The 13,711-nt window shown below is 69.5% G+C and carries 16 protein-coding genes; 6 read left to right on the top strand and 10 right to left on the bottom strand.

Going from position 1 to position 13,711, the window contains the following annotated elements; genetic code table 11:
* Positions 1–128 precede the first annotated feature (128 nt).
* On the bottom strand, positions 129–1,619 hold the full coding sequence (locus tag ACL03I_RS14280) for a flavin-containing monooxygenase (protein WP_412806175.1): 1,491 nt from the start codon (positions 1,617–1,619) through the stop codon (positions 129–131).
* 36 nt (positions 1,620–1,655) lie between these two features.
* Between ACL03I_RS14280 and ACL03I_RS14285 the strand changes: the two genes are divergently transcribed.
* On the top strand, positions 1,656–2,321 hold the full coding sequence (locus ACL03I_RS14285; RefSeq protein WP_355070474.1) for a TetR/AcrR family transcriptional regulator: 666 nt from the start codon (positions 1,656–1,658) through the stop codon (positions 2,319–2,321).
* A 151-nt stretch (positions 2,322–2,472) separates the two neighbouring features.
* Entirely contained in the window at positions 2,473–3,036 is a 564-nt protein-coding gene (locus tag ACL03I_RS14290) for a DivIVA domain-containing protein (protein ID WP_355070472.1), read from the top strand.
* Positions 3,037–3,072: 36 nt separating this feature from the next.
* On the opposite strand, the gene ruvB is transcribed toward ACL03I_RS14290, so the two are convergent.
* From ruvB to ACL03I_RS14315, 5 genes are all read right to left on the bottom strand, one after another.
* Complete coding sequence (ruvB, locus tag ACL03I_RS14295) at positions 3,073–4,155, bottom strand: Holliday junction branch migration DNA helicase RuvB (protein WP_364425919.1); 1,083 nt, start codon at positions 4,153–4,155, stop codon at positions 3,073–3,075.
* Between the two features lie 6 nt (positions 4,156–4,161).
* Positions 4,162–4,767 (bottom strand): Holliday junction branch migration protein RuvA, encoded by a 606-nt coding sequence (gene ruvA / locus ACL03I_RS14300; protein WP_412806176.1) that lies wholly within the window; start codon positions 4,765–4,767, stop codon positions 4,162–4,164.
* Entirely contained in the window at positions 4,764–5,333 is a 570-nt protein-coding gene (gene ruvC, locus ACL03I_RS14305) for a crossover junction endodeoxyribonuclease RuvC (protein WP_355071042.1), read from the bottom strand. Before ruvC ends, ruvA begins: the two co-directional genes overlap by 4 nt.
* An 84-nt stretch (positions 5,334–5,417) precedes the next feature.
* Positions 5,418–5,870 carry an acyl-CoA thioesterase gene (locus ACL03I_RS14310; protein ID WP_355070466.1) on the bottom strand — a complete coding sequence of 151 codons (453 nt, stop codon included), beginning with the start codon at positions 5,868–5,870 and terminating at the stop codon, positions 5,418–5,420.
* Positions 5,871–5,967: 97 nt separating this feature from the next.
* Entirely contained in the window at positions 5,968–6,483 is a 516-nt protein-coding gene (locus ACL03I_RS14315) for an O-acetyl-ADP-ribose deacetylase (protein WP_355070464.1), read from the bottom strand.
* Positions 6,484–6,598: 115 nt separating this feature from the next.
* Here ACL03I_RS14315 and ACL03I_RS14320 point away from each other — a divergent pair, with 115 nt between their 5' ends.
* On the top strand, positions 6,599–8,035 hold the full coding sequence (locus ACL03I_RS14320) for an alpha/beta hydrolase (RefSeq protein WP_412806177.1): 1,437 nt from the start codon (positions 6,599–6,601) through the stop codon (positions 8,033–8,035).
* A gap of 20 nt (positions 8,036–8,055) precedes the next feature.
* Here the strand turns inward: ACL03I_RS14320 and ACL03I_RS14325 are convergent, their stop codons facing one another.
* On the bottom strand, positions 8,056–9,027 hold the full coding sequence (locus tag ACL03I_RS14325; protein ID WP_355070462.1) for a GlxA family transcriptional regulator: 972 nt from the start codon (positions 9,025–9,027) through the stop codon (positions 8,056–8,058).
* A gap of 97 nt (positions 9,028–9,124) precedes the next feature.
* On the opposite strand from ACL03I_RS14325, the gene ACL03I_RS14330 reads away from it, so the two are divergent.
* Both ACL03I_RS14330 and ACL03I_RS14335 read left to right on the top strand, forming a co-directional pair.
* Entirely contained in the window at positions 9,125–10,060 is a 936-nt protein-coding gene (locus ACL03I_RS14330; protein WP_412806187.1) for an NADP-dependent oxidoreductase, read from the top strand.
* Positions 10,061–10,102: 42 nt separating this feature from the next.
* The gene (locus tag ACL03I_RS14335; protein WP_355070461.1) at positions 10,103–10,309 is read left to right on the top strand and encodes a DUF5988 family protein; all 207 of its coding nucleotides are present in this window, start codon (positions 10,103–10,105) and stop codon (positions 10,307–10,309) included.
* A 176-nt stretch (positions 10,310–10,485) separates the two neighbouring features.
* On the opposite strand, the gene ACL03I_RS14340 is transcribed toward ACL03I_RS14335, so the two are convergent.
* From ACL03I_RS14340 to ACL03I_RS14350, 3 genes are all read right to left on the bottom strand, one after another.
* Complete coding sequence (locus ACL03I_RS14340) at positions 10,486–11,238, bottom strand: YebC/PmpR family DNA-binding transcriptional regulator (protein ID WP_355070459.1); 753 nt, start codon at positions 11,236–11,238, stop codon at positions 10,486–10,488.
* Between the two features lie 118 nt (positions 11,239–11,356).
* Positions 11,357–11,953: a pyridoxal 5'-phosphate synthase glutaminase subunit PdxT gene (gene pdxT / locus ACL03I_RS14345; protein WP_356962455.1), complete on the bottom strand. Its 597-nt coding sequence runs from the start codon at positions 11,951–11,953 to the stop codon at positions 11,357–11,359.
* Positions 11,954–12,089: 136 nt separating this feature from the next.
* Positions 12,090–12,911, bottom strand: coding sequence for an acyl-CoA thioesterase (locus ACL03I_RS14350; RefSeq protein WP_355070457.1), 822 nt, complete (start codon positions 12,909–12,911; stop codon positions 12,090–12,092).
* Positions 12,912–13,016: 105 nt separating this feature from the next.
* Between ACL03I_RS14350 and ACL03I_RS14355 the strand changes: the two genes are divergently transcribed.
* The gene (locus ACL03I_RS14355) at positions 13,017–13,643 is read left to right on the top strand and encodes a nucleoside/nucleotide kinase family protein (protein ID WP_412806178.1); all 627 of its coding nucleotides are present in this window, start codon (positions 13,017–13,019) and stop codon (positions 13,641–13,643) included.
* Positions 13,644–13,711 lie beyond the last annotated feature (68 nt).

Below are 13,711 nucleotides of genomic sequence, written 5' to 3' on the forward strand. Positions count from 1 at the left end.
CCACACAGTCTGCCAGTTCGCTGCGCGGGTGCCACACCCGCACGCCCGCTGGGCAGCTACAACGGCCCAGATCGCACACCGGCTCGCCCGCCGGGACACGCTCCGGCGGGCGAGCCGAGGTAACGGTGTCAGGCGGTCTTGCCGTAGACGTAGTCCTCCAGCGGGAAGGCGACCGCTTCGCGATGGGCGTTCAGTGTGCTGGTGGGCCGCAGCAGGGCGGCCTCACCGTGCTGGTTGAAGTAGTAGCTGCGCGCGGTGGCGCAGTCGCCGCCGTAGAAGACCGAGGAGCCCAGCTTGTCGGTCACCCGGTCCAGGAACGCGGCGTTGGCCTGCTCGCTGACCTCGAAGGTGGTCTCGCCCCTGCGGCGCAACTCGCCGAACAATCTGCCCATGTGCTTCATCTGGGCTTCGATGGTGGTGAAGTAGGACAGGCCGCTGTAGGAGTACGGGCTGTTGAGGCTGAGGAAGTTGGGGAACTTCGGCACAGTGATGCCCTCGTAGGCTTGGAAACGGTTGTCCCGCCAGAACTTTCCGAGGTTCACCCCGTCCCGGCCGATGATCTCGATGGCCGGGAAGTTCACGTCCCACAGATTGAAGCCGGTGGCCAGGATCAGGGTGTCGATCTCGGTCTTGTGCCCGCCGGCGGTCACGATGCCGTCCGGCTCGATGTGGTCGATCGAATTCGTCTCCAGGCGCACGTGCGGCTGGTTGAACGTGGTGAAGTAGTGGTTGGAGAAGGTCGGCCGCTTGCACCCGAAATCGTAGTGCGGTGTCAGCTGCCTGCGCGTCTCCTTGTCGCGCACGGACGCCCGCAGGTGCGCCTTGGCCAGCGCTCCCGCCCCCTTGTTCAGCAGCTTGGCCTGCTTGAAGTGCAGCACCCCGACCAACATCAGCGCCTCCAGCAGGCTGGTGTTGACCAGCCGCGCGGCCTTCTGCGTGGCGGGAACCCGTTCGAACAGCTTGCGCACCGGGGCGGGAATCGCGGTGTCGACCTTCGGCACCACCCAGATCGGGGTGCGCTGGAACACCGTGAGCGCCCGCGCCTTCTTGGCCACCTCGGGCACCAGCTGCACGGCGGTGGCGCCGGTGCCGATGATCGCGGCCGTGCGTCCGGTGAGGTCGAAGTCGTCCTCCCAGGCGGTGGTGTGGATGATCTTGCCCGCGAACGAGTCGATGCCGGGGAACGGCGGAGTATAGGGCTGGGACAGGAATCCCGTCGCCGTCAGCAGGTATCGGCCCGTGACGGTTTCCCCGCCCGCGATCGAGACCACCCAGTGTTGCCGCTCTTCGTCCCAGCGCGCGCCGTCGACGACGGTGCCGAAGCGCATGCGCCGGCGCAGGCCGTACTTGTCGGCGACGTGCGCGGCGTACTTCTTCAGCTCCTCGCCCGGCGCGAACAGCCGCGACCAGTGCGGATTCGGCTCGAACGAGTAGGAGTAGGTGACCGAGGCGATGTCGACCGCGAGACCCGGATAGTGGTTGACGTGCCAGGTGCCGCCCAGGTCGTCCTCGCGTTCGAGGATGACGTAATTGCTCAGGCCGAGCCGATCGAGCTGAATACCGGCCCCCATACCGCCGAACCCCGCACCGACCACGACCGCGTCGTATTGAGGCGCCACACCGAACCTCCTGCTAGCTGAACCACATATCACGGAATGACACATCATTCCGTTTGTGATGACTGTATCATCGGGAAGGTGACGAAGCCATCCACGCGTGCCGAGCGACGGAAAGCCGAACTGCGCCAAGAGATCATCGACACCGCCTTCGTCTGTTTCGCGGAGAAGGGCTATCACGCCACCGGCATCGCCGACATCGCGGGCCAGCTCGGCATCGGTCACGGCACCTTCTACCGCTACTTCAGCAACAAGCGCGAGATCATCGACCACGTCATCGATGACCTCGCCGCGCGCATCATCGCCGCCCTCGGCACCGAGAACGCCCCGGACGCCGCCGCCACCCTCGACGAATACCGCGCCCAGATCGACCGGATCGGGGTGGCCCTCACCGAAATCCTGCTGACCGATCGCCGGGTCGCCCAGCTGTTGCTGTTCCACGCCACCGGCATCGATGACGAACTCACCCAGCGGCTGTACGGATTGCTCGACACCGCCGACGCGCTGACCGCGGGCTATCTCGACCACGGTGTCGAGCAGGGCTACCTGCGCGCCGACCTGGACACGTCGAACACCGCGCGCGCGGTGACCGGCATGCTGATCGGGGGCATCGTCTACTCACTGCGCGAACCCGACGAGGCCGCGATCGCGGGGCTGAACCAGGCGATCCGCCGCCTGCTCGTGGACGGCGTGCGCAAGGACTGAGCACCTCGGCAATCCCCCTGACACCGCCACCGGCGCTAGGGTGAGGCGCACTGATCCGACGCTTTCGCCAGGGGGACGGCCCTTGTTCGCAAAAGGCCAGGGAATCGCGAAGTTTCCCTTCCGATCGGCCGGACGCGCCGAGCCTGACAGAATGTCGCCCGTGACTCCGGAGGACGTGCGCCGCACCCGTTTCGCGACCCCGACGCTCGGGCATCGCGGCTATCACGCGGATGAGGTGGATGCCTTCCTCGAACTCGTCGCCGCGACGCTGGCCGGGCACGGCGTTCTCGCCGCCGACGATCTGCGGCATGTCGGTTTCGGCGCGCCCCGGCTCGGCCAGCGCGGCTACCGCGCCGACCAGGTCGACGAGTATCTCGACCAACTGCGCGCGGAACTGGAGTTCCGGCAGCGCGGCGTCCGTCCGGTGCCCGCCGCGAACGGCAACGGCCACGCCATGCTCACCTTCGACGATGTGCAGCGCATGCGATTCAGCCAGGCCCCGGTGGGCAGGCGCGGATACAACGAGGAAGAGGTCGGCGCGTTCCTCGATCTGGTCGCCGCGACCCTCGCGCACGGCGGGCCGGGCAGCCTCACCCTCACCGACGTCGAGGCCGTCCGCTTCACCGAGGCCCGCCTCGGCACTCGCGGCTACCAGCGCGACGAGGTCGACGCTTTCCGCGACTTGGTCGCCGCCGCCCTGCGCCATCGCCGCTGACCCGCCACCGCGGCGGCGATCACCCGAGCGCGCGGCTCATTCGAACAGGTCGAGCGTGGGGTGCGGCTCGCGACCGCGCACTTCGATGGAACCGAACACCAGGTCGGGCGGCGGAACGAGACCGAGATGCTCCCACGCGGCGGCGGTGGCGACCCGGCCGCGGGGTGTGCGCGCGACCATGCCCGCGCGAACCAGGAACGGTTCGCAGACCTCTTCCACGGTCGCGGCCTCCTCCCCGACCGCCACAGCCAAGGTGGACACCCCCACCGGGCCACCGCCGAAACTGCGCACGAGCGCGCCGAGCACCGCGCGGTCGAGCCGGTCGAGACCGAGCACGTCCACGTCGTAGACCTCCAGCGCGGCCTGGGCGATGGGGCGGGTGATCCGGCCGTCGGCACGCACCTCCGCGTAGTCGCGCACACGGCGCAGCAAGCGATTGGCGATACGGGGCGTGCCGCGTGAGCGGCCCGCGATCTCGGCTGCCGCCTCCTCCTCGATGACGACACCGAGGATGTGTGCCGACCGTTGCAAGATGCGCAGCAATTCGCCGGGTTCGTAGAAGTCCATGTGCCCGGTGAAACCGAAACGGTCGCGCAGCGGACCGGTCAGCGCTCCGGATCTGGTGGTGGCCCCGACCAGGGTGAACGGTGCGATATCCAGGGGAATGGAGGTCGCCCCCGGCCCCTTGCCGACGACGACGTCCACCCGGAAGTCCTCCATCGCCAGGTAGAGCATCTCCTCGGCGGGGCGCGCCATCCGGTGGATCTCGTCGATGAACAGTACGTCGCCCTCGACCAGGTTGCTGAGCATGGCGGCGAGGTCTCCGGCCCGCTCCAGCGCGGGACCCGACGTGATCCGCAGCGCGGTGCCGAGCTCGGCCGCGATGATCATCGCCATGCTGGTCTTGCCCAGACCCGGCGGCCCGGACAGCAGGACGTGATCCGGTGTGCCGCCGCGCTGTTTGGCGCCGCGCAACACCAGCGCGAGCTGTTCGCGGACACGGGGTTGCCCGATGAAGTCGTCCAGCGACTTCGGGCGCAGACTCGCCTCGATCTCGCCGTCGGACTTCAGATAGTTTGCGCTGACCTGCGATTCGGTGGGTTCCTCAGGATGATCCATGACGCCTTACCGGTTCTTGCCGAGCAGGCCGAGCGCCGCCCGGAGGGCGGCGGAGGTGTCGGCGGCGGGCTGTTCCGCCAGCACCGCGTCGATCGCCTGTTCGGCCTGTCTGACGGCGAAACCGAGGCCGACGAGCGCTTCGGTGACCTGGTCACGCACGGGGGTGACCACCGCGGCGGGCGCGGATCCGGGCGGGCCGGCAGGCACGGGAACGAGATTCACCTTGTCGCGCAGTTCCACCACCATGCGCTCGGCGCCGCGCTTGCCGATGCCGGGGACCCGGGTCAGTGCCGCCACGTTGCTCTCGGCCAGCGCTTTGCGCAGCGCTTCGGGTTCGAGTACGGCCAGCACCGCCATGGCCAGGCGAGGCCCGACGCCCGAAACGGTCTGCAACAGGCCGAACAGGTCGCGGGCCTCGGTGTCGGCGAAACCGTAGAGGGTCATCGAGTCCTCGCGGACGATCATCGCGGTGTAGAGCCGGGTTTCCTCGCCTCGGGTGAGCCCGGCCAGGGTGGACGGAGTGGCATTGAGCCGGTAGCCGACGCCTGCCGCCTCGATCACCGTGTGGTCGAGGGCGATTTCCAGCACTTCACCGCGTACCGACGCGATCACCCGTGCACCGCCTTCCGTTGTTCGGCCAGCCGCTCCCGGTATCGGCGCTGCGCCGCGGCCGCCTTGGCCTCCGCCGCCGCCATCCGCTCCAGCAGCGGCGCTCGCCAACAATGGCAGATCGCCAGCGCCAGCGCATCCGCCGCGTCCGCCGGTTTCGGCGCGGACGGCAGCCCGAGGATACGGGTGACCATGGCGGTCACCTGCCTCTTGTCCGCGGTGCCGTTGCCGGTCACCGCGGCCTTCACCTCGCTGGGTGTGTGGAACGCGACCGGGATTCCCCGGCGCGCGGCGGCCAGCGCGATCACGCCGCCCGCCTGCGCGGTGCCCATGGCGGTACGGACATTGTGCTGAGCGAAGACGCGTTCGATGGCGACGGCCCCCGGCTCGTGGATGTCCATCCAGCGTTCGGCTGCGTCCGCGACCGCGAGCAGGCGCTGCGCCAGATCCATATCGCCGGGAGTGCGGACCACATCGACGTCCACGGCGGTGACCTTCCGCCCCGATCCGCCCTCCACGATGCTGAGGCCGCAGCGAGTGAGTCCGGGGTCGACGCCCATCACCCGCACGACAACCCCTCTCGCAGACACGAACAACTGTTCGAGAGTCTAGCGGAGGCTTCGCCTTTCGCCGTCCAGCGACACAGCCCCGGGCTATTCGCCGACAACCGCCGCTTCCCGCGCGGCGCCCGGCAACCCCAGCAACTCCGGACGGTTCGCGCGTGCCGCCCACTGCCGCGCAGGATCGGCCACGAGGCGCCGCGCCGCCAGATCGAGCAAGCCACTGACATTGGTCACCGTCGCGGCCACCACGCCGTCGGCGCGGGTCAGGACGTGCTCGACACGATAGGTCTTGCCGTCTCCCCACTGCCAGGCGCACGAGACGTCCACGGTGTCGCCACCGCGGAGTTCGCGCTGGAAGCGGAGCACGGTCTCCAAGTTGACCGGCCCGAGCCCGGAGGCGATCAGCTCGTCCACCGACACGCCCGCCGCCTGAACACAGGCGAAACGGGCGTGATCGGCGAATTGGTGGTAGGCCGCGCCGGTGACGTGCAACTGGGGATCCAGGTCGGAGACCCGGATTTCGATGCGAGTACTGAACGACACACGCCGACTATGTCAGCGGGGACCGACAAGTTCGGCCCACCGGTGCTGCGGACCTGTCGTACCCGTGACGACACGGCGGCTGCCGGCGCAGGAGGTCTCAAGTCCCGCAGACCTGCCGCGCGAACGCACCGTGAGCCCGTTCGTCGAAGAGAACGAATCGCGCCTCCGATACCGCCGTCTCGGTCGTACGAACCGTGTCGACAGCGATTCGCGCCCCGTCGTCCATCGGCCAGCCGAAGATCCCGGTCGAGATCGCCGGGAAGGCGACCGTGCGCGCCCCCAATTCGTCCGCCACACGCAGGGATTCGCGATAACAGGAGGCCAGCAGAGCGGAGCGGTCCTCGACGTCCGACCACACCGGCCCGACGGTGTGGATGACCCACCGCGCGGGAAGCCGACCCGCCGTGGTGGCCACCGCCGCTCCGGTGGCAAGTCCCGCGCCGTAGTGGGACGCCCGCAATCGGCGGCATTCCGCCAGGATTTCCGGGCCGCCGCGCCGGTGGATCGCTCCGTCCACTCCCCCGCCGCCGAGCAGCGACGAATTCGCCGCGTTGACCACCGCGTCGACCTCCTGTTCGGTGATGTCGCCGCGCACCAGCACCAGTTCGACCATGCTCGCATTCTCCTCGCGCACCCCGGACGGCACGACAACATTTCGGGCCGGTCGCACAGGAGGACCTGAGCCGATTCACAGCGTCTCTCGAGCAACCGCCTGCACAATGCCGGACGTGCCGATACTCGCCGCGCCCACGTCTCCGGCGCCACCGCAGGTTCCCCCGGCGAGTCCGGCCTCGAACCAGCAGCACACCTTCCACCACGGGATCTCACTGCTGCACGGCTGGCTGCCGGTGACCGTCGCGCTCCTCGCCGCGGTGGTCGTGCTGCTCGCCGTCGCTCGGCGCGGCAGACAGTGGTGGCTGATCCAGCTGCCGGTTTGCGTGGCGCTCGGCGTCGCGGGATCGCTGGGCGCCGCGTGGTACGTGGCCGACGAGGGATTGGCCTCCGATCCGGCGCCCACCCGATTGTGGGCGTGGGTCGGCGCGACCGCCGTCGCCAGCGCCGTCGCGGTCGTCGGCTGGCCGGGCGCACGCTGGTGGCGGCGCGGGATCGCGGTCCTCGCCATCCCGCTGACCCTGGTGAGCACCGGAATCGTGCTGAACCAGTGGGTCGGCTACTACCCCACCGTGCAGGCCGCCTGGGGCGCGGTCACCGCGGGTCCGCTCCCGCACGAAACCGACCTCTCGGCGTTGCCCGGCCTGCGGAACACCGCCGTTACCGACGGCAAACTGGTGCCGGTGCGCATTCCCGACGCGGGCAGCGGATTCCCGCATCGCACCGAATACGTCTACCTGCCACCCGCGTGGTTCGCCGGACCGACCCCGCCCGCTCTGCCGGTGGTAATGATGATCGGCGGCGAGTTCAACACGCCGGCGGACTGGATCCGCAGTGGCCAGATCATGCCCGCCCTGGACAGCTTCACCAAGGCCAACGGCGGACGCGCGCCGATCCTCGTCTTCGTCGACTCCAGCGGCAGCTTCAACAACGACACCGAATGCGTCGACGGCCCTCGCGGCGACGCCGCCGACCATCTGACCGAGGACGTGCCCGCCTATGTCGAATCGCGTTTCGGCGCCGCGGCCGATCCCGCGAATTGGGCGGTGGTCGGCTGGTCCATGGGCGGCACCTGCGCGGTGGACCTCGCGGTCATGCACCCCGATCTGGTCCACACCTTCGTCGACATCGCCGGTGACCTCGGGCCGTCGTCCGGCACCAAGGAGCAGACCATCGCCCGGCTCTTCGGCGGTGACTCCGCCGCATGGGCCGCGTTCGACCCGCTGACCGTCATGGCCGCGCACGGTCCCTATAGCGGCGTCGCCGGCCTGTTCGACGACCTCGTCCCCGCACAACGCTCCGGCGGGGGGACGAGGCGCGCGCCCGTTCCAGACGACGACCGCGCGGGCCTCGGCGGCCGCGACGGGATACCCGATTCCGGTGAGGTCGGAGCCGCCGACAAACTCTGCGCCGCGGGACGCGCGGTCGGCATCGATTGCACCGTCTACACCACCCAGGGCGGCCACACCTGGCAGTTCGCTTCGGCAGCGTTCACCTCGTCGCTGCCGTGGATCGCAGGCCGCGTGGGTCTGCCCGTCACGGCCGCCGACTGAACCGGTCGGCGCACCGGCGTTCAGCTCGCCGCGGCGCCTGCTCGTGCACGGAACGTACGCCGATAAGCCTGCGGTGACACGCCGATCGCGTCGGCCAGATGTTGACGCAACGAAGTCCCGGTGGCGAAGCCGACCTCGCCCGCGATGCGATCGACGGTCAGGTCGGTGGTTTCCAGCAGGTGCCTGGCGCGGAAGACCCGCTGCTGGATCAGCCACCGTCCCGGGCTCATGCCGACCTCGTCACGGAAGCGCCGGGCGAAGGTTCGTTTACTCATCCGGGCGCGGGCTGCCAGTTCATCGACGGTCAGCGGATGGCGCAGGTTCTCCAGGGCCCATTGCCGGACCGCGGCGGTCCCAGCCGACGTCTCGGGCGGCACGGGTTGCTCGATGTATTGCGCTTGGCCGCCGTCGCGCCACGGGGGAACGACGCAACGGCGCGCGACCGCGTTCGCGACAGCGCTGCCGTGATCGCGCCGCACCAGATGCAGGCAGACGTCCAGTCCTGCCGCGGCGCCCGCCGACGTGAGGACGTCCCCGTCATCGACATAGAGCACGTCCGGGTCGAGGCGGACCCGCGGGAAGGTGCGCCGGAACAGACCGGCCTGATTCCAGTGCGTCGTGGCCGGTCGATCATCGAGCAGCCCTGCGGCCGCGGCGATGAAGGCACCGGTGCAGATCGCGACGATCCTGGCCCCCGCCGGAATCAGCGCGAACGCGTCGAGCACCGGCTGCGGCAGCGTGCCGGTGAGAGCCGTCGTGATGTCGCAGGCGGGCAGCACCACGGTGTCCGCGTTCCGCAAGGCGCGGCTGTCGTGGGCCACCGCGATGTCGAAATCGGCGGCGCTGCGCACCGGACGACCGTCGACCGAGCAGGTGATCACCTCGTATCTACCTGCCGCACTGCCGAACACCCGATTCGGGATACCGAGTTCGAAGGGGTAGACCCCCGCCAGCGCCAACACCACCACTCGATGAGGCGCCGTCGAATCCATGGCATGATCATATCGAAGAATGGCAATCGTGCCATTTTCTTTGCCGTCGGATACCGGCAGGCTGACAGCCGTGACCGAAATCGACAGCACCGCGACCATGCGCGCGATCAGCCAGCAGACCCTCGGCGGACCCGAGGTGCTCACCGAAGTGAAACTGCCGCAGCCGGTGGCCGGCCCCGGCCAGATCCTGGTCCGGGTCCGCGCGGCCGGGCTCAACCCGACCGACTGGCGCCACCGCGCCACCGCGGGACTGTTCCTTCCCGAGCCGCCGTTCGTCCTCGGCTGGGACGTCTCCGGCCAGGTCGCGGCCACCGGCATCGGCGTCACCCTGTTCCGTCCCGGCGACGAGGTGTTCGGCATGCTCCCTTACCCGTACGGCCACGGTTCCTGCGCCGAATACGTCGTCGGCCCCGCCCGCGCCTTCGCCCCCAAACCGGCCGCGCTCGACCACACACAGGCGGCGGCGATCCCGCTCGCCGCGCTCACCGCCTGGCAGGCGCTGGTCGACACCGCCGGGATCAGCCCCGGGCAACGCGTACTGATCCATGCGGCAGCGGGCGGCGTCGGCCACTTCGCGGTTCAGATCGCCAAAGCGCGCGGGGCGTACGTCATCGGCACCGCCAGCGCGCCGAACCACGCGTTCCTGCGCGATATCGGCGCCGACGAGGTGATCGACTATCGCGACACCGACGTCGCCGAGGCGGTCCGCGACGTCGACGTGGTGCTGGACTCGATCGACGACGACAACAGCATCCGGTCCCTGCGCACCCTGCGTCCAGGCGGACTGCTGGTGACGTTGCGGGCCTTCGGCGCGGTCGACTTGGCAGTCGAGGCGGAGGCGCTGGGCGTGCGCGCGATCCGGATGCTGGTGGAGCACGATCACGCGGGCATGCTCGCTCTCGCCGGACTCGTCGAATCCGGCGCGTTGCGCCCGGCGGTCGCCCGGTCGTTCCCGCTGTCCGCGGCAGCCGAGGCGCACGCGCTCGGCCAGACCGGGCGAACCGTCGGCAAATTGGTACTCACCGTGCCATGAAATATGCCACGATCAGGACCTTCGCGCTTCTACCATCCCAGGATGAGCAAAGGCGCAAAAGCAGTCCTCGAAGGCGGGCCGCACGATCTGCCCTCGCGCATCGTCCCGATCACCCCACCCGGCGTGGAATTGAAGGTGCCGTTCCGCGGCGGATACGAGCACTTCAAGGTCAGTCAGCGGGAGCAGGACACGCCTGAAGGGCGGCTGCGCGTGTACGAGTGGTGCGACCGCACCGAGATCGCGGAGTGAGTCCGGCCCCACCTCCCCGGCGGCCGCAGCGCCGACCGGAAGGTGGGGGCGCGGCCGCCGAGCGGTGCGCTGGGAACCAGGAATGAACCCACTCGGGGCGGCCCGTACACAGACCGGCCGCCCCGATTTCGCGCTCAGCATCCCGCCGTGCGGGAGTACGGCGCGCGGTCGATCGACTAGTCCTCGAGCTCGGCGAGCACGTCGTCCGGGATGTCGACGTTGGTGTAGACGTTCTGCACGTCGTCGCTGTCCTCGAGGGCATCCACGAGTTTGATCACCTTGCGGGCGCCGTCGACGTCCACCGCGACCGACACCGACGGCTGGAAGCCGGATTCGGCGGAGTCGTAGTCGATACCGGCGCCCTGCAGCGCGGAGCGGACCGCGATCAGATCGCCCGGCTCGCTGACGATCTCGAACGACTCGCCGAGATCGTTGACCTCCTCGGCGCCCGCGTCGAGCACGGCCAGCAACACGTCGTCCTCGGACAGCCCGTTCTTCTCCAGGGTGACGATGCCCTTGCGATGGAACAGGTAGGCCACCGAGCCAGGGTCGGCCATGTTGCCGCCGTTGCGCGTCATCGCGACCCGCACCTCGCCCGCGGCCCGGTTGCGATTGTCGGTGAGGCACTCGATCAGCACGGCGACGCCGTTGGGACCGTAGCCCTCGTACATGATCGTCTGCCAGTCGGCGCCGCCGGCTTCCTCGCCGCCGCCGCGCTTGCGGGCGCGCTCGATGTTGTCGTTGGGGACCGACGACTTCTTCGCCTTCTGGATGGCGTCGTACAGCGTCGGGTTGCCTTCCGGGTCACCGCCACCGGTCCGGGCCGCCACCTCGATGTTCTTGATCAACTTCGCGAACAGCTTGCCGCGCTTCGCGTCGATCGCAGCCTTCTTGTGCTTGGTGGTGGCCCATTTGGAGTGGCCGCTCATTCCCTACTTCCTTCAGGTCGGTGGCACGTCTGGTGGTGTGTACGGTACCGGCACCGCCGGGCGGACAACTTCTCCAGCCTACTCGGGCCTCCACCACGGCCGTACAGAGCGGCCCCGACTACGCGGCGGCCGAACGGACGATCTCCACGAACATGCGGTGCACCCGCAGATCGCCGGTGACCTCGGGATGGAACGACGTCGCCAGGACGTTGCCCTGCCGCACCGCGACGATCCGGCCCGCGGCGGGGCCATCCGGCACCGTGGCCAGCACCTCGACGCCCGCACCCGCCCGCTCGACCCACGGTGCGCGGATGAACACCGCTCGCACCGGACCGTCGGTCAGGCCGGAGAACGGCAGGTCGGTTTCGAACGAGTCGACCTGACGGCCGAACGCGTTGCGCCGCACCGTCATATCGATGCCGGACAGATGCTGGGCGTCCGGGCGGGTGTCGAGCACCTCCGAGGCGAGCAGGATCATGCCCGCACAGGAACCGAACGCGGGCATACCGTCGCGCAGCCGCGCGCGCAGCGGCTCCAGCAGGTCGAAGGCCTGCAGCAGCTTGCTGATCGCGGTCGACTCGCCACCGGGCAGCACGAGCGCGTCCACGGCCGCGAGCTCCGCCTCGCGCCGGACCAGCACCGGCTCGGCGCCGCAGTGCGCGAGCGCGGCGACGTGCTCCCGGACGTCGCCTTGCAGCGCGAGCACGCCGATCATGGGACGGGACCGCGCCTGTCCGGTGTCGGCGGCGGGTGCGGTGACCGAGGAAGCGTTCACGCCGGAAAGCTTACGAGCCGTACCGATGTGGGCCCGCTCACGGTCGGCCGCATCCGCGTCGCGATGGCCCGCCGGGTCAGTCCTCCCGCAGCCTGCGGATGAGGCCTTCCTGCACCACGGCCGCGACCAGCGTGCCTTCTCGGGTGAAGATCTTGCCGCCGGTCAGCCCCCGGCCGAAAGCCGCTGACGGCGAGGACTGGTCGTAGAGCAGCCATTCGTCGGCGCGGAACGGGCGCAGGAACCACATCGCGTGGTCGAGCGAGGCATTCTGGGTCGGCTCGTCGGGATGGATGACCTTCGAGGAACCCAGCAGCGTCATATCGCTCATGTAGGCGAGGGTGCACACGTGCACCAGCGGATCGTCGGGCAGCAGGTGCCGGTAGCGGAACCACACCTGCTGCTGGGAGACCACACCATCGCGGCGGGACACGTTCTCGTGCGGGACCATGCGTATGTCCCAGTGTTCCCACTCCCGCATCGCCCATAGCCGTTCTGGCGTCATCGTGGTGCTGGCGTCGGGCAGATCCTCCGGCATCGGGACATCGGGCATGACATCTTGATGCTCGGGCCCCTCGTCGCCGACGTGGAACGAGGCCGACATGGTGAATATCGCGGCGCCGTCCTGGATGCCGGTCACCCGGCGGGTGCAGAACGACCGCCCGTCCCGGATGCGCTCGACCTGGTAGACCGTCGGCTCCTGCGGATTACCCGGACGGAGGAAATAGCCGTGCAGGGAGTGCACCTGAAATCGCGGTTCCACCGTCCGGACCGCGGACACGAGCGCCTGGCCGGCAACCTGGCCGCCGAACGTGCGCGCGAGCTGGGTCTTGGTGGACGCGCCACGGAAGATGTCCCGCTCCAGCCGCTCTATTTCCAGCGCCTCTTCGATTGTCGCCATGCGCAGAGATTATCCCGGCCGCTCCCGGCGTCGCCGTTCGGCCGCCGGTGAACGCCTGGCTACGCCCACGCCGCACCGGCCGTCGCACTTTGCTGAGATGGATGGGTGCCGCGCTTCCTGCCCATCACGCCCGACGCCCTCGTCACGCAGGTGATCCAGCCCGTGCTGACCGCGACCGCACACACGGTGATCGCCGTCGACGGCGCGGACGCCGCACAGCCGGTGGCGCTCGCCGACCGGATCGTGGAGGCGCTGCGCGACGCGGGCCGGTCGGCCCACGTGGTCTCCTTGCATGACTACGTGCGTCCCGCCTCGCTGCGCATGGAGTTCGGCCGCACCGACGAGATGTCCTATCGCACCGCGTGGTTCGACTACGCCGCGCTGCGCCGCGAAGTCGTGGAGGCGCTGCGCGAGCACGGCCGGTGGCTGCCCGCGTTGTGGGATGAAGCCGCCGACCGCTCCGCGCGCGCCGCGATCCGCACGGCGCCGCCCGCGACCACCGTTGTCGTCGCGGGCCCGATGCTCGCGGGCCGCCACCTCGACGCCGACCTGATCCTCCGACTGGAGCTGTCCGAGGCCGCGCTCCGCCGCCGCACCCCGCCCGAGGCGCAATGGACCATCCCGGCCCTGCTGCGGCACGATGCCGATAACCCCTACACGCCGACCTTCTTCGTGCGCTGGGACCACCCGGATCGTCCGGCGCTTCGAGTCGACCAGGACCGGGCCGACTAGGTTCCCGGGTCCTTGTCGATTACCGCTCGAGCTCGGCTTCTGTGGTGAGGCACAATCCCATGATCAGA

The organism is Nocardia sichangensis, assembly GCF_047200615.1.
Classification (GTDB): Bacteria; Actinomycetota; Actinomycetes; order Mycobacteriales; family Mycobacteriaceae; genus Nocardia; species Nocardia sichangensis.

Coding starts and splice junctions, on each gene's coding strand:
- ACL03I_RS14285 (WP_355070474.1), top strand. CDS start 1,656: ATGACACATCATTCCGTTTGTGATGACTGTATCATCGGGAAGGTGACG.
- ACL03I_RS14290 (WP_355070472.1), top strand. CDS start 2,473: ATGTCGCCCGTGACTCCGGAGGACGTGCGCCGCACCCGTTTCGCGACC.
- ruvB (WP_364425919.1), bottom strand. CDS start 4,155: ATGGATCATCCTGAGGAACCCACCGAATCGCAGGTCAGCGCAAACTAT.
- ACL03I_RS14315 (WP_355070464.1), bottom strand. CDS start 6,483: ATGGTCGAACTGGTGCTGGTGCGCGGCGACATCACCGAACAGGAGGTC.
- ACL03I_RS14325 (WP_355070462.1), bottom strand. CDS start 9,027: ATGGATTCGACGGCGCCTCATCGAGTGGTGGTGTTGGCGCTGGCGGGG.
- ACL03I_RS14330 (WP_412806187.1), top strand. CDS start 9,125: ATGCGCGCGATCAGCCAGCAGACCCTCGGCGGACCCGAGGTGCTCACC.
- ACL03I_RS14335 (WP_355070461.1), top strand. CDS start 10,103: ATGAGCAAAGGCGCAAAAGCAGTCCTCGAAGGCGGGCCGCACGATCTG.
- ACL03I_RS14340 (WP_355070459.1), bottom strand. CDS start 11,238: ATGAGCGGCCACTCCAAATGGGCCACCACCAAGCACAAGAAGGCTGCG.
- pdxT (WP_356962455.1), bottom strand. CDS start 11,953: ATGATCGGCGTGCTCGCGCTGCAAGGCGACGTCCGGGAGCACGTCGCC.
- ACL03I_RS14350 (WP_355070457.1), bottom strand. CDS start 12,911: ATGGCGACAATCGAAGAGGCGCTGGAAATAGAGCGGCTGGAGCGGGAC.